A 13,653-nucleotide genomic window follows, 5' to 3' on the forward strand; every position below is an offset into this window, starting at 1 on the left:
CCACCCGGCGTACTGGGTGACTGGATCGGCGCCGCGCCATTCGCCGCCTTGACCGGTGCCGACTGCCCACCCGCAGCCGTGAGCTTGCAACCGCCACCCCCTGGGCGCGCCGATACCGACCAACACATGTACGCGGTCCGGCGACGTGGGCGCCCGCGACTCGCACCCGGCCGCGAGCCAGCTCGACATCCACCACCGGGTCGGCAACCTGCAGACCTGGTGCGGCGACGGCCCACCCGGCGGCCGCCACCAGCCCGTCGCGAGGTACCTGTTCGGTGCCGCCTGGAACACCCCAGCCGGCCGGACGGCCATCACCGCCATTCGATCCCGCCAGCTGCTCGGCGGCTCACGCGGAATCGGCTTGCGCCCTGTCCGTGACACGGAAAACCGGACGCTGGAGACCGCCGAGCTGGCCGGCGGGCTGTGGCGCTGGATCCACAGCCTCCGCGACCGAGCCCAACCGCTGCAGACCCTCGACCAGACCGTCCTCGACCTGCTCGCCCCACCGCCCCAGCCTGCGGTCGCGGCGGGTCAGCCCAAGCCGATCGCTGACTTCGGCCCCATGTACGAACCCGCGCCCGGAAATCCATCCTGGCACAGCTGCACGAAACGCTCGCTGAACCCGCGCCCCGGCAGGTCAGCGATCGTCACGAATTCCACTCCTCTGATCGGTCGGGAGTCCTTACCGGGCTCACCGGCCCCGACTCGGCCGCCGACTCGGCGAGCCTCGAAGGTGATGTGAACAACGTGCGCCCCAACGTGATCACATACGTACAGCATCCGGCCGACCTCGACAACGACGCCGGCCTCCTCCCGGACTTCCCGCACCAGCGCCTCGGCGAGGGTCTCGCCATCCTCGACCTTCCCGCCGGGAAGGCTCCAGGTGCGATCGCCATCGGTGTCCTGGTCCAGCAACAGAATCCGGTCGTCCTCGATGACGATCCCGGTTACGCGGATATGCACCCAGCGACCGTAGCAAGCCGCTGGTCCGCAACAATGCGGTGACCCGGTGACTACCGAACGTGTCGCACATGTGGTCGTCGCCGCGGGTGGGCTCGGCACCAGGGCCGCGAGCTGGTCCCAGTTCCTGCCCAAGGAGTTCTACCCCGTGCAGGGCCGGCCGGGCATCGCGCACCTGCTCGACGAGATCGCCGCCGTCGGTCCGGCGCGAGCCGCGATCGTCTACCACCCGTACTACGAAACGTTCGTCCGCTGGGCACGCTTGACCCTGTCGGCCGGTGCCCAATATCGCTACCGGACGCTCGCGCGGCAGCCTGTTGCGATCCGCTCGGCTTGGGCCGACCTTGATGTCATCTTCGTACGTCAGCGCGGCGACTACGCCGACATCACCTCCGTACTCAACGGCGCCGCCACCCTCCACCCACCCGGTGACCTCTACCTCGCCTTCGCCGACAACCTCTACCCAGCCGCGCCGCCGATGCCGATGCTGGCCGCAGCAGCGGCGGACACCGTCACCGTGCTGGCTCGTCCGTTCGACCTCGACGCGGCCGCCCATCGCGGAGTGATCATCTGCCCTGACACGACCGTCAGCGGCCGTCCCATCATGACGTCCTTGATCGAAAAACCGACCCGCGACCAGGCGGTCCTGCTCCTGGACCGGTACGGCCACAACGGTCTACGACTGATGGAAGGTCGCGCCCGGCTCACCCAAGACTTCGTGGAACATCTCCGGAGCGAACCTCCCACCGGTCCGATCCACGAACCAAAGTTGTCACTGGCTTTGGCGTCTTACAGCCGCAAACGACGCGTCGAGATCCTGACCACCACCGCGCCGGTCATCGACCTCGGAACCACAGAGGCGGACTCGCGCCTCGATCCATCGCACTGCGGCTGACTTCAAACGCTTGGAATCCGACGGGTCCGTAACACGAACGGTTCGGTGATTAAAGGCGTCGGCGGCCCCACGCACTGAGGAGCCATATGGGAGTGTGCGCCGATGGCCGCCGGGATCATGATCGACCGTGACGGTCCACGCCGCCACGAACGTGCTGCAGGGGCTTGAAAGAGTTCGGCCGGCTGCAACTGAGCCCACGTAGTGCCCGACGGCGTGCCAAGCGGGCTCGAGATGGCACATTATGGCCACGATGTCCGATTCGGCGGGTAGAGTGCTCCTCTATCCAAGGCTATCTAAGGAGGGCTGTTCAAAATGGCGTTGCGACCACCGTCCCCATCCGAGCCGAGTAGCGGCGAGCTCGCGCCCCTGGTTGCCGATATTCAGCAGGCACTGACCGAACTGGCGGCGGTCAGTGAGAAGGAACGACAGTCCGTCGACATGGCTCGCCTGGAAGCCGAGCGGGCCAATCAGAATCTGGTGGACGTACAGACGGCCGCCAACCAGCGGATCGCTGCCGCACAGGAGAAGTTCGACGATGCTTATCGCCAGGCGGCTGCTGTTGGGCAATGGCCCGCCGCGGAACCTGGGGCACCGCGGGCACCAGCTGGACGACAGCGTCGCTCACACCACAGCAGCACAACCTCCTCAGCGACCAAGCGGACGCGGACACCCCAGTCAGCCATGAGCGGCACCGCGGACTCGCCGCAACGCAAGGTGCCATCTGACGCTGCTGCTAACGCCCGCCCATCGGTGTCAGCATTGTGAGCAGGTCTCCCACATGACTCCGGCATTAAGCGCGCCGCACCAGCGCCTGAGCCCTTGACCAGCAGCCTGGAGTGCGGAACGTCGACCGACGCCGCATGGCATCACCGCGGCGTCACGGCCGTCGCCGGTCGGCTCGGTATCCCCCGCCGGGGTTTGGTTGGTAGGGTCTACACCCACGACGCTCCGATTTCCCCAAGACCGCCGGTCAGTGGCACCGGTCTCAGGTGCTGGGAGTCGGTGGTGTCGTGTTGGCGGATCCAAGGCGCGGCGCCGCGACTGATGGGCCGACCAGCGCGGCGGTTAGCCAGATCATCGTCGGCACTACCAGTGGCCCGAGCTCCTCGAAGGCGTCATCGATCGTCTTGTGCCATGGGTGCGCTTGGGTGACCGACGAACCCGCCGAGGATGACGGCGCGGTGATTGCCTCACTGCCGAGACTGTTGACGATCAAGGTAGTAGCGGCGGTTGGCGGTAGGTCGTAGCCGGCGGTGTGAGCCAGCCGGTCAGGATCGCGAACATCTCGATCGTCAACGCCGTGGAGGCGTCGGCCTCGGAGTTTCGTTGGTTGCGGGATCGGCGGTGACCTGTCCATCAGATGGAGTGTGGCGACAACGTCGCGGTCGTCAATAACCACCTGTTCGAGCACATCGGCGGCATCGTCGTCGATGATGTCTTCGTCGTCCAAGCCATCGGGGTCGTCGTCCCATTCGCCACCGGCGGCTTGGATCTCGTGTCATTCGACTATCTCCAGGTACGTCTGAACCTCGATGGCAGAGAACAGGTGCTGGTTGGCGTCCATGACCTGGTATGCGGTCTTCCGCCACGCCTTAACCCGGGTCGATGCCTGCTTCGGCGAATCCGTCGTGAGCTTGTCCAGGTGTTCCAGTCCTTAGGTCATCGCGGTTGGCGCGTCGGCGGCCGCGTCGGGGTCGAGGATCAGCGAATCGCTAGGGCCGGACTCGCGGCCGAATTTGTCTCGGAACGCGTCCCGTTGTTGCTCCAGCGCCCCCGGTGAGTTGCCGGCCTTCAGGCGTTTCGGTCGACAACAGGTGTTCCTCTTGCTGATGTAGATCGGCGGTCAACCGCCGTTGTTCGGTGTGCCGGCGGTCAGCCGCCGCCTTCAGTTGGTGCGGTGATTGCTTCCTCGGCATCGGCGGCATTCTCCACGAATTGACTCGACATCGTTGACGATGCCAGGGCAGCGGGTGCGCGTTGGCCGTCGGCGGCTATCCAGACTGTCCGTCGCGCAAGTATGTGTGCCGGAAGCATGCGGTCGAGCTATCGATGTACAGCTGGACGAATGACAACCGCTACTCGGAATGAGAACAGCCGCCACCGAGAGCCGCCGGACAAGGAGAAAGGCGGCCGTCGTGAACCCTGCGGCCAACAAATCGACAATGCGATATTTGTCTGTGGCGGGGCACTTGGCGCGCGCTGATGAGCCCAGTAGGGTGCAGTCCGCGGCGCTTGGATGTGCGTCGCTCGACACATTTAACAGATTCCTCCATCCTCCTCGTTCCCGAGCTTCCTCGTTCGGTGCCTTTTGGTCGCGATATCGAGGATGCAGCGATGTCCTGTGTTTCGACGTTAGTCTCATGCGTGAAAGGGAAAAGCAAATGGCATCCGGATCAGTAACAAAGCGTTGCACCTGTCGCGACAAGAAAACCGGTCGCGAGTTGGGAGCGCAGTGCCCAGATCTCGGAAAGAAGCGCCATGGCACGTGGACAGTTCGCCAGGAACTCGCGACTGGGGCGGACGGGGAACGACGGTTGTTTCGTCGCAAGGGATACGACACGCAGACTGAGGGGCAAGTTGATCTGGACCGCGTGAGGACAATTCTCGCTATTCCGGATCCGGGAGACGATGATGCGATCGATAATGTCGCCGCGCTTTTGGCGCGGGTCTCTCGTACCCGCGAGCCTCTGCCGGACGCCGAGACCGTTCGTCGCCTGTTGAAGACGCCACACATTCTCAACGCCCATGTAATAGTGGCTGATTATCTGGACATGTGGTTGGCCAACCAGCGAGGTAGGAAGTCCGGAATCAAACGCTACGAGATGGACGTGCGCTGTCACCTCAAACCACACCTTGGGCATGTCCGTCTGGACAAGCTAAGCATCGGACACGTCATCGACATGTTTGATGCGATCAACGAAGCCAATGATGCCATCGCCGCGAATAACGCGATCCGCCATGAGATAAACGCCAAACGCAAGACGGCAAAGTCTCGCGCCGAATCACGGGCGCTATGTGCGGAGTTACGCGAACTTCCGCCGTTTCGGCGAACCACCGGTACGTCTACCCAGAAGCACATCAAAGCGACACTTCGTGCCGCGCTGAACAGGGCCATCTCCCCATACCGGTTGATTACCTTCAATCCGGCGGCTCACGTCGAGATCGCCGATGACGGCCGGTCAGCGAAGGCTCTGGTGTGGACCGACTCGCGGGTCGAATACTGGGAGGAGACTGGCCTCACGCCGTCTCCAGTGATGGTCTGGATGCCAGAGCAAGTTGGGCAATTTCTTGACACTATCGTTGACCACGAGCTATACGCGATGTGGCATCTAATGGCCTACCGAGGTCTGCGGCGAGGTGAAGCCTGTGGGGTGAGGTGGATGGACCTCAACGAGATAGAGGAATCGCTGACCATCGCCACGCAGCTCGTCCAGGACGGGTGGGACATCGTAGAGTCAGCACCGAAGACCAAAGATAGCCACCGAACGATAGCCTTGGACGCCAAGACCCTCGGAGTCCTTCGTCGACACCGCAAGCGCCAGCTAGAAGCCCGCATGGCCGCCGGCGAGACTTGGACCGAGACTGGTCGGATATTCACGAACGCCGACGGCTCCCTTCTGCATCCAGGAAAGATCAGCAAGCATTTTAACCGTCTTGTCGAATTCTCCGACCTACCACCGGTACGTCTGCACGATCTCCGACACGTGGCGGCGACCATTCACCTGGCCGCGGGGGTCCAGATGAAGGTCGTCCAAGAAATGCTCGGCCACAGCAGCGATCGGGTCACCTCGAAGTTCTACACGAGCGTCCTTCCCCAGCTCGCAAAAGCTGCCGCTGAGAAAGGCGCGCCGCGCTCATTCCTCGCAGGACAGCATAGAGCCGCTTTGCCAAGCATCGTCGATGCTGACCTGTCCGCCGCAGGCGTGTGACTATGCGGATATTTTTTTCTTCTATTGCACTGAAATCGCCGTCGGAGTCCGCGACTGTAATCGAACCTCAGTCACAGACCGCGCGGCAGCGATTCGAAGGTGCCTGCGAGGCTTATCAGAATCAGATCCGGCTACCGCCCGACGGGAGGTCCGGCGTATTACCTGTCGGAATCCTTGGCGTGGCCACGGCCGATCGTTATGTGCTGCTCGGCTGTTGGGTGGGCAGCCAGAACACCGTACGGCTGACGTCGTATCCGGCCTCACGCAGTATCCAGCCGACCGCTGTTTCGGCTTCGTCGTCGGACGTTGCCCGGCGTGCCAGGAACGCCACTTCCTGCGCCGCGGTGTTGGGATCCGAGTCCAGTGCCGCGTACAGGACTTCGTATGCCGACGCCGCCATGTGCGCGCGTTCTATCAGGTCGTCCTGTCCATCGGGTACTGGTTCGCCAGCATCCTCGGCTTGGCGCTGTCGGTTCCACAGTTTGTCGTGAGCCGAGTTGGCTATCTTCGCTTGCTGCCCGACCCAGGCTCGCAGCTCGGTGTCGCCGAAGTCTCCGGTGTGCACCGCGGTCAGCACCTCGGCTCCGCGGTTCACCGTCACTCGTTCGGTCACCAAGACGATCAGTGACAGTGCCAGCCGCCGCTGGACCTGCGGGCCGGCGGACTCGATCTGCCGGGAAAGCTCCGGACGTAAGCCCGCGTACCTCACTGACCGTGGTCCTTTCTTCGGATCCTGGCATGCTCCCAGTCGTACGGCAGGTGGCGGCGGACCGTAGGCCAAGGGCGGTTCTGGTTCTGGCTGACCCGGCGGCCGCTGCGCGAGCGTGGTCAACGGGTTGGTCCGCTCCCGACGCAACACCGGCTGGCACCGCCTCCAACACACGTTATACGCAGCGGCCACCGACTCTAGCCGGATGCCGTCGAATTCATCTGGCTCCAGCCCATCCCGCACCGCACGCTCGTTCCGCAGACAACTGGGAACGCGAGGTATTCGAAGTTGTCGAATCCTGGGTTGCCCCATTTCGGTGTTGGGCTATGGATTCTGTCTGGTGTTGTGGCGCCGGAGGAAGTTCAGGATCAGGGCGAGGGTGGCGCGGGCGGCGTCGCGGCGTGTTTTGGTTTTTGCGTGGGCGCTGGTGAGTGCGAGCCAGACGATCAGGGCTAGGAATACGCCGCCGCCGGTGGCTGCTGCCACGGGCAGGTGAGTCGCGGTGAGCAGGCCGGCGCCCGTGGCGATGGCCCGGCCGAGCATGGACACGATGTTGCTGGTCATGCTGTCCACTGAACGTAGGTGGGCGTCCGGTGTGGTCCGGTGCCAGAGATCGGACACCGCCGGACGGTCAGCGGGACACGTCGACGGACGCGCGGTGTCAGGCGGTTGACCGGACTGCGACCATAGCCATGTGGACGCCCCGCCACCGTCATCGCAGCGCCCGGAGTTGGTTGCTGCCCTGCGCGGGCTCCGGGATCTGGTGGGTAGTCCGTCGTTGCGGGCGGGCGTTGGAGGCTGCGGCGGCCCGTGCGGGTCGGTCGTTGCCGCGTTCGACCGTGGGCGATCTGCTCAACGACGGCAAGCCGGCGTGGGCCACGGTCGAGGCGTTCGTGCTGGCATGTCAGCAACACGCTACGAGCCAGCGGCTGGCGACGCCGGAGGGCTCGTTCGACCCCGCCGGGTGGCGCCGCAAGTACAAGCATGCGCACGGGCCGACCAGCGCTTTAGCCGATGCTTCGCTTCACGCAACGGGGGCGACCGCGCCGCCGGTTTCCCGACGACCGGCGGGTGCGGGCATTCACAGCACGGTTGCGGGTTCTGTCGAGCCGGTCATCTCCGCCGGACACATTGAAATCATCGGGTTCGGCGACACCATCCGGATATCGCAAACGGCCGCCGGTGCCCATGTGCCGACGCAGCCGTTGACGGGATTGGTCGAACTGCCGTTGGATGACGGAGATCTGCCGGCGATGCGGGATCTGGACCCGTACCAATTGGGAGCCTCACCGACCGAGTTCGGTGACCGTGACACTTACCGCCAGCAAGACCAGTATGTTCCGCGAACCCGCAATAACGTTGACGACGTACTTCGCGACAAACTCGTGCCCGGACGGCTCGTGGTGGTCGTTGGGCCATCGAAGACAGGCAAGACCAGGACCGCGTTCGAAGCCGTCCAGGAGCGTTGGCCCGACGCCCGTGTCCTAGCCCCCGTTCCCGCGCTCGGTCAACTGGCACGCCACCCACGAATCGAAGGATCGACCGATCTATTGGTGGTGTGGCTAGATGACCTGCAACGGTTCCTGACCACCACGGACGCCCTGACTCCGGCCGTACTGGTCCAGCTCACTGCCCGCCCCGGACCGACCCTGCTCATCGCCACACTGCGGCGGGAGGAACGAGACCGCCTCACCGCCGACACTGGCGAGCTGACCCGCGACACCCGCCAACTTCTCAACGACGCGACTGTCATCGAACATCGAACTGGGACCGACCAGCGACGACGACAAGGAACAAGCGGCCGCCCGAGCCGCCTACCCGTCCGCGGATCTGTCGATCGTGGGACTGGGCGAACGATTGGCGGGCGCGCCGCAGCTGCTTCGGCAATACCGCGACGCGCAACCGATTCTGCTCTCAATCGTGCAAACCGCGATCGACTGGGCACGGGTCGGCATGCAGCGGCCGATCCCCGCCGACGACCTCACCACCCTCGCCCTCGACCGCCCGCCTCTTCCACGACCATCCCGAACTTGACCCCAGCGATGCCGACATCGCAGCTGCGCTCCACACGGCCCGCATGCCGCCGCGGGGTGCTGGAAGGGTCGCCGCGCTGCGTACCGTGCCGCTGGCTGACGGGACACGCGGATACCGCGTCTTCGACTACCTCATCGCCCAGGACGACAACCAAACTGACGCCCCGCGACCCATCCCCACCACCTTCTGGGACCAGGCCCTCCAGCGCGCCAACCCAGAAGACGCGTTCACCATCGGCATCACCGCCTACGAACGCAGCAATCTGCAGATCACACGATCAGCCTGGGAAATCAGCGCCACCGCCGGCAACACCGCCGCCATGGTCAATCTTGGCGTTCTGCTGTCCGACTATCTCCAGCCGCCGGACTTAGACCGAGCGTGTGTCTGGTATGAACGCGCCGCCACTGCCGGTCACACCGACGGGATGGTTGGCCTCGGCAATCTGCTGTCCGACAGTGTGCGGCCGCCGGACCTGGAGGGAGCCCGCACCTGGTACGAACGCGCCGCAACCGCAGGCAACACCGACGCCATGAACAACCTCGGCAATCTGCTGTGCCACAGTGTGCGGCCGCCGGACCTGGTGGGGGCCCGCACCTGGTACGAACGCGCCGCAACCGCAGGCAACATACTCGCCATGAATGCCCTGGGTTTGCTGCTCGCGTACGAGCTACAGCCGCCGGACCTGAAGGGAGGACGCAACTGGTTGGAGCGCGGGGCCACCGCCGGAGACACCGACGCCATGAACAACCTGGGTGTCCTGCTGGCGTACGAGCTACAGCCGCCGGACCTGGAGGGAGCACGTGCCTGGTTGGAGCGTGCGGCCACCGCGGGAAACGCCGACGCCATGTTCAGTCTCGGCGTCTTACTGGCCGGTAAGGTGCGGCCGCCGGACCTGGAGGGAGCCCGCTCTTGGTACGAAGCCGCCGCAACCGCCGGAAACACCAGTGCGCTGAACAACCTGGGTATCCTCCTGGCCAGCCAGATGCAGCCGCCGGACCTGGAGGGGGCCCGCGTCTGGTATGAACGCGCGGCCACCGCTGGGGACACCATCGCGATGGCAAATCTGGGGGGCTTGCTGGCCGGTCAGGTGCAGCCGCCGGACCTGGAGGGGGCCTACGTCTGGTACGAACGCGCCGCAACCGCCGGAAACATCGGTGCCATGAACAGCCTGGGCATCCTCCTGTCCAGCAAGATGCAGCCGCCGGACCTGGAGGGGGCACGTGGCTGGTACGAAGCCGCCGCAGCCGCCGGGAACACCAATGCTATGAACAACATAGGAGCCATGCTGGCCTATCAGGTGCAGCCGCGGGACCTGGAGGCAGCGCGGACCTGGTACGAACGCGCCGCTGAAGCCGGCCACACCCTTGCCATGAACAGCCTGGGCGTCCTGCTGTGCCTCGAGGTGCAGGGGCCGGACCTGGACGGGGCGCGGACCTGGTACGAACGCGCCGCTGACGCCGGAAACACCGACGCCATGGTCAACCTCGGCAATCGGCAATCTGCTGTCGGATCAGCTGCAGCCTCCAGACCTGGATGGGGCACGCGCCTGGTACGAACGCGCCGCCAACTCCGGAAATACCAACGCCATGGTCTGCCTCGGCATCCTGCTGTCGGATCAACTGCAGCCTCCAGATCTGGGTGGCGCACGCGCCTGGCGCGAACGCGCCGCCACCGCTGATACAGACGGTCGCCACCCTGAAGGATCGAGGGTGCCTATTACTCCCAACACCGCCCCGCCCTCGACGTAGGACGACGGCCAGAACGCATTCGCATTCCGTGGATCGGGCCCGCAGGGCGGATTCCCTGATGGTCAGCGGCACGACGTTGCCGGGTGGCATGCTGCGGGCATGGACGGAGGTGAGGGGCTCGACGAGCTGGGCCGACAATGGGCTGCCTATCTTGAGCGAAAGGCCGCCTGGTTCCAGGATCTGATCCCACAGCCTGGCCCGACCCGTTCGGGCCGGTGGCCGTCGTCGCGTCCCTGCGTTGCGTTCGGAGTAGCGAAGAGTCAGGCCGGCGCGCGGCAGGAAGTGATGGCGATGTCCGGCGACGGGTACATTCCGCGGCAGATCAAGAAGCATCTGTCGACCGAGGTGCGGGCCACGTTGCCAGATGATGTGTCGCTGGATGCGGAGCGGCGGATGATCGCTTACACCGACTTGGCGGAGCTGCCGTTACCGCCCGGCGAGGACGAGCCGTATCCGTTGAGGGGGTTCCGGTTGGAGTCGATCGCGGCCGGTTATCGGATCTGCTACCAGTGCCAGCTGGCCATGCAGCAGGCTCAGGTGCTGCCGGCCAGCGCGGTGGCTCCGCCGCCGGCTGGTTATCCTGCGATTTTCCGCACGCCGAGGAGAGGGATGGAACCGTCGTGGTGAGCCGTTTGCGGATGGGCGACCGGGCTGTGGCCGACCGCATCACCGCTGCAGGGCAGTCCGCCCAGCGGCAGGTCGCTGCCGCGGTCACCGCCTACGTGTTGAACCTGGTGCCGATCACCGGCGCCCAGGAGTTGCTGGCCGCTCTGAGCGCTGGCGAATACGGCGACTCTCCGCTACGGCAATGGCTGGAGACGCAGGGCGACGAGGCCGACAGTGAACGCCTCATGCGGGAGGAAGACATCCAGCAGGCCCAGCAGGACGGGCGCGACATCACCCGGCTCGATCAGGAGCGGCGCCGGTGGCGCAATGTTGCCCGCGCCCACATACTCGCTTACTACGCGCTGGATCCCGACTCCGATGAGGCCGCCCAAGAGGTCGTGTACGAGGCCAGCTTCATCCTGGACAAGTCCGACCTGACCGCCCTCGTGCAGGCAACCCTCAACGGGCAGCGCTAAACGCGCTGGTCACGCACGGCGACAGTGCCGCTTACGTGCTCATGCGGTGCTGCCAGGGCCTCCTTGTCGAGCCGTGCCTTGGCGCGCTTGTGGGGTAACGCGTGAGTACATCGACTGCGGTCAGCTCGGGTCTCGGTCGACCGGCCGAGCCAGCCGGCCAGCGACGTACGTTCCCCAGGGGCGCCCGGCGAGGACCGACCATCGATGGGGGGCCTGGTGGGAGAGGCCGAGGAGGTCAGCGGTGACTGCCGGTGGCAGGCTCCCGGCCAGGTGCAGCAGTGCGGATTCTCGGTAGTCGCTGGGCTGCATGCCCAGACGCTGGAGCCGGTGGGTGATGGTGCCGGGTAGGGCTGGTCGTCCGGGCTGCAGGCCGGGAAACAGCCATAGTCCGGGATCTGTGCCGTCCGCGCGGGCTAGCGATGAGGCATGGATGGTAACTGTGTTGTGCCGTACCGACCTCGGCGTCCTCGACCGCGACAACCTCCCGGCAGTCACCGGCGCCGACGACGCCGCGGAGGCGCGTTGGGTTAGTGCCAGCACGTATGACGAACTCGTTGCCTGTGCAGCCGCAACAGGTGGTCGGATCTTTGCCGCCCATCGTGACATGCTCGCCGACGTGTTGGGGTAGCTCGAGCCAGAACTGCCGGCCGGCGGAGTCACGGAGCGCGCGCAACCCGTCCTTGTCTTGGCTCTCCGTAACCGCCGGAAAGTTGGACTGGGCGGCCCATAAGCCGGCTGGGCGCCCCGGTTGCGTGCCCAGAGCGTGCCCAGAGGAACCACAACCAGGCCCCACAGACCGGCACAGACCAACATCGTTGGGTTCTCCAACTGACCCATGCCCCCTGCCTCACCTGGACAAACCAGCACTCAGCTAGACTGCTTACCGGCAAACAGCACTACGCCGCCTTAGCTCAGTTGGCCAGAGCGACGCACTCGTAATGCGTAGGTCCCGAGTTCGATTCTCGGAGGAGGCGGCTCCACACACTGACCACCAACGACGAAAGCTCACCAAACGCCAGCGGGATCGAACCCCCTAGGCCAGCACTTGGTTCCGCGGTGCCTCGCCGGCCGCGACACGGCGCAGGTTCGCCGCGATCTCGGCGGTCCGGCTGCGGAAGGTGGCCGCGGTGACGCCGGAGATGTGTGGGCTCATGAGGACATTTCTCAGGTCTCGGAACGGAAAGTCGCTCGGCTGCGCTCGCAGGTCGAGGCCCGGGTAGTGATACCAGACGTCGATCGCCGCACCCGCGATCACTCCGTCCCGCAGCGCCTCGTACAAGCCGCGCTCATCGACCAGCGGCCCACGTCCGACGTTGACCAGGACGGCGCAACGCCGCATCCCCGCGAGTTCCGCCGGCCCGATCATGCCGGTGGTCTGCTCGTTCAGCGGCGCGCTGAGTACCACGGCGTCGGACTCGCTCAGCAGGTCGGCGAGCCGGTCGACGCCGCCCAGCCAGTCCAGGCCGTACTCGGCCGGGTCACCTTTGCCGCGGCCGGTCACGGCGATCCCACGCATGCCGAAGGCGCGCAGAAACCGCCACGAGGAAACCCCGATGTGGCCGAATCCCACGAAACCGACGGTCTGACCGTCCAAAGTGGACGGTTGGGCCATCAGGCTGGCCCGTTTCGGCGTCAGCCAGTCACGGACCGCAATGCCCGATCCTGCTCCGGAATCCGCCGGTTCAGCAGGATCAGCGCGGAAACGACGTACTCGCCGATCGACGGGCCGTGGTGGTAGGTGTTGGCGCACACCGCATCCGCTGGCAGCGCACCAAAATCGATGCCGTTCGTCCCCGCGCCCGGCACCTGTACGAACCGCAGCCGACGCGCGCCAGTCGCCATCGACCGAGTCAACACCGACCCAACGTACGCGTCGGCGTCGGCAAGGTCAGCGCCGACCGGGCCCTCGGTAAAGCTGTCGTGCCAGGAAAACACCGCGTCCGGCGGGCCAAGCTCGACCATCAGGTCACGGTGCGGCAGCAGGTACGGCTCGGCAACGACAACCTTCACGACGGCCCTCCGGGTCGGACTGTGCTCACCATAGCCCGCCCAGTTGTCAGCCCCAGAGTCCCCGGAATCGGCGTTGTCGCCGCCAGCTCAGTATTTCGCCGACTGCGTGACCGGATCTGGGCGGCCGACATCTCGCACCGGGACGCGACATGCAAAGTTTCGCCGGGACTTGACCAAAAACCAGGCGCCCAGGCATCGACCGCCTGATAGGCGCCGGTCCAGAAATCCTTCTTGTTGTCAAAGCCTGATGTCGTTTTGTGGCTGGGCATGCCTCCGAGGAGAGGGG

18 protein-coding genes and 1 tRNA gene are annotated in these 13,653 nt (G+C 65.4%); 10 read left to right on the forward strand and 9 right to left on the reverse strand.

Going from position 1 to position 13,653, the window contains the following annotated elements:
• Together GNX96_RS50780 and GNX96_RS11295 are read right to left on the reverse strand one after the other, a co-directional pair.
• A partial coding sequence (locus GNX96_RS50780) for a hypothetical protein (protein WP_279580016.1) occupies window positions 1–312 on the reverse strand: 312 nt, incomplete at its 3' end.
• A gap of 219 nt (window positions 313–531) precedes the next feature.
• Window positions 532–963 (reverse strand): NUDIX domain-containing protein, encoded by a 432-nt coding sequence (locus GNX96_RS11295; RefSeq protein WP_163568058.1) that lies wholly within the window; start codon window positions 961–963, stop codon window positions 532–534.
• Between the two features lie 46 nt (window positions 964–1,009).
• Here GNX96_RS11295 and GNX96_RS11300 point away from each other — a divergent pair, with 46 nt between their 5' ends.
• Together GNX96_RS11300 and GNX96_RS50785 are read left to right on the forward strand one after the other, a co-directional pair.
• Window positions 1,010–1,855 carry a glycosyltransferase family protein gene (locus GNX96_RS11300; RefSeq protein ID WP_163568059.1) on the forward strand — a complete coding sequence of 282 codons (846 nt, stop codon included), beginning with the start codon at window positions 1,010–1,012 and terminating at the stop codon, window positions 1,853–1,855.
• A gap of 312 nt (window positions 1,856–2,167) precedes the next feature.
• Window positions 2,168–2,620: a hypothetical protein gene (locus GNX96_RS50785; protein ID WP_279580017.1), complete on the forward strand. Its 453-nt coding sequence runs from the start codon at window positions 2,168–2,170 to the stop codon at window positions 2,618–2,620.
• A 220-nt stretch (window positions 2,621–2,840) separates the two neighbouring features.
• Here the strand turns inward: GNX96_RS50785 and GNX96_RS11310 are convergent, their stop codons facing one another.
• A complete protein-coding gene (locus tag GNX96_RS11310) occupies window positions 2,841–3,305 on the reverse strand; it encodes a hypothetical protein (RefSeq protein WP_163568061.1) in 465 nt (154 codons plus the stop codon).
• A 910-nt stretch (window positions 3,306–4,215) separates the two neighbouring features.
• Between GNX96_RS11310 and GNX96_RS11315 the strand changes: the two genes are divergently transcribed.
• The gene (locus GNX96_RS11315; protein WP_163568062.1) at window positions 4,216–5,784 is read left to right on the forward strand and encodes a tyrosine-type recombinase/integrase; all 1,569 of its coding nucleotides are present in this window, start codon (window positions 4,216–4,218) and stop codon (window positions 5,782–5,784) included.
• 196 nt (window positions 5,785–5,980) lie between these two features.
• Here GNX96_RS11315 and GNX96_RS11320 read toward each other — a convergent pair whose 3' ends face one another.
• From GNX96_RS11320 to GNX96_RS11335, 4 genes are all read right to left on the reverse strand, one after another.
• Window positions 5,981–6,736: a hypothetical protein gene (locus GNX96_RS11320; RefSeq protein ID WP_163568063.1), complete on the reverse strand. Its 756-nt coding sequence runs from the start codon at window positions 6,734–6,736 to the stop codon at window positions 5,981–5,983.
• An 81-nt stretch (window positions 6,737–6,817) separates the two neighbouring features.
• The gene (locus GNX96_RS11325; RefSeq protein WP_163568064.1) at window positions 6,818–7,057 is read right to left on the reverse strand and encodes a hypothetical protein; all 240 of its coding nucleotides are present in this window, start codon (window positions 7,055–7,057) and stop codon (window positions 6,818–6,820) included.
• A gap of 148 nt (window positions 7,058–7,205) precedes the next feature.
• Window positions 7,206–7,373, reverse strand: a complete 168-nt coding sequence (locus GNX96_RS11330; protein WP_163568065.1) for a hypothetical protein — start codon at window positions 7,371–7,373, stop codon at window positions 7,206–7,208.
• Window positions 7,374–8,055: 682 nt separating this feature from the next.
• A complete protein-coding gene (locus GNX96_RS11335; RefSeq protein ID WP_163568066.1) occupies window positions 8,056–8,253 on the reverse strand; it encodes a hypothetical protein in 198 nt (65 codons plus the stop codon).
• 79 nt (window positions 8,254–8,332) lie between these two features.
• Between GNX96_RS11335 and GNX96_RS50790 the strand changes: the two genes are divergently transcribed.
• The 7 genes from GNX96_RS50790 (at window position 8,333) to GNX96_RS11365 (ending at window position 12,337) form a co-directional block, all read left to right on the forward strand.
• The gene (locus GNX96_RS50790; RefSeq protein WP_279580018.1) at window positions 8,333–8,527 is read left to right on the forward strand and encodes a hypothetical protein; all 195 of its coding nucleotides are present in this window, start codon (window positions 8,333–8,335) and stop codon (window positions 8,525–8,527) included.
• 43 nt (window positions 8,528–8,570) lie between these two features.
• On the forward strand, window positions 8,571–10,205 hold the full coding sequence (locus GNX96_RS11340; RefSeq protein WP_163568067.1) for a tetratricopeptide repeat protein: 1,635 nt from the start codon (window positions 8,571–8,573) through the stop codon (window positions 10,203–10,205).
• Between the two features lie 361 nt (window positions 10,206–10,566).
• Window positions 10,567–10,902 carry a hypothetical protein gene (locus GNX96_RS11345; RefSeq protein ID WP_163568068.1) on the forward strand — a complete coding sequence of 112 codons (336 nt, stop codon included), beginning with the start codon at window positions 10,567–10,569 and terminating at the stop codon, window positions 10,900–10,902.
• Complete coding sequence (locus tag GNX96_RS11350; RefSeq protein WP_279580019.1) at window positions 10,899–11,357, forward strand: hypothetical protein; 459 nt, start codon at window positions 10,899–10,901, stop codon at window positions 11,355–11,357. Before GNX96_RS11345 ends, GNX96_RS11350 begins: the two co-directional genes overlap by 4 nt.
• Window positions 11,358–11,561: 204 nt before the next feature.
• On the forward strand, window positions 11,562–11,705 hold the full coding sequence (locus tag GNX96_RS11355; protein ID WP_163568070.1) for a hypothetical protein: 144 nt from the start codon (window positions 11,562–11,564) through the stop codon (window positions 11,703–11,705).
• A gap of 82 nt (window positions 11,706–11,787) precedes the next feature.
• Window positions 11,788–11,985: a hypothetical protein gene (locus tag GNX96_RS11360; RefSeq protein ID WP_279580020.1), complete on the forward strand. Its 198-nt coding sequence runs from the start codon at window positions 11,788–11,790 to the stop codon at window positions 11,983–11,985.
• A 272-nt stretch (window positions 11,986–12,257) separates the two neighbouring features.
• Window positions 12,258–12,337 (forward strand) — tRNA-Thr (locus GNX96_RS11365).
• A gap of 53 nt (window positions 12,338–12,390) precedes the next feature.
• On the opposite strand, the gene GNX96_RS60995 is transcribed toward GNX96_RS11365, so the two are convergent.
• Both GNX96_RS60995 and GNX96_RS61000 read right to left on the reverse strand, forming a co-directional pair.
• Window positions 12,391–12,969 carry an NAD(P)-dependent oxidoreductase gene (locus GNX96_RS60995; protein WP_313885631.1) on the reverse strand — a complete coding sequence of 193 codons (579 nt, stop codon included), beginning with the start codon at window positions 12,967–12,969 and terminating at the stop codon, window positions 12,391–12,393.
• A gap of 20 nt (window positions 12,970–12,989) precedes the next feature.
• Window positions 12,990–13,367 (reverse strand): Rossmann-fold NAD(P)-binding domain-containing protein, encoded by a 378-nt coding sequence (locus tag GNX96_RS61000; protein WP_313885632.1) that lies wholly within the window; start codon window positions 13,365–13,367, stop codon window positions 12,990–12,992.
• Between the last annotated feature and the right edge of the window lie 286 nt (window positions 13,368–13,653).

This window comes from Fodinicola feengrottensis, assembly GCF_010993775.1.
Classification (GTDB): Bacteria; Actinomycetota; Actinomycetes; order Mycobacteriales; family HKI-0501; genus Fodinicola; species Fodinicola feengrottensis.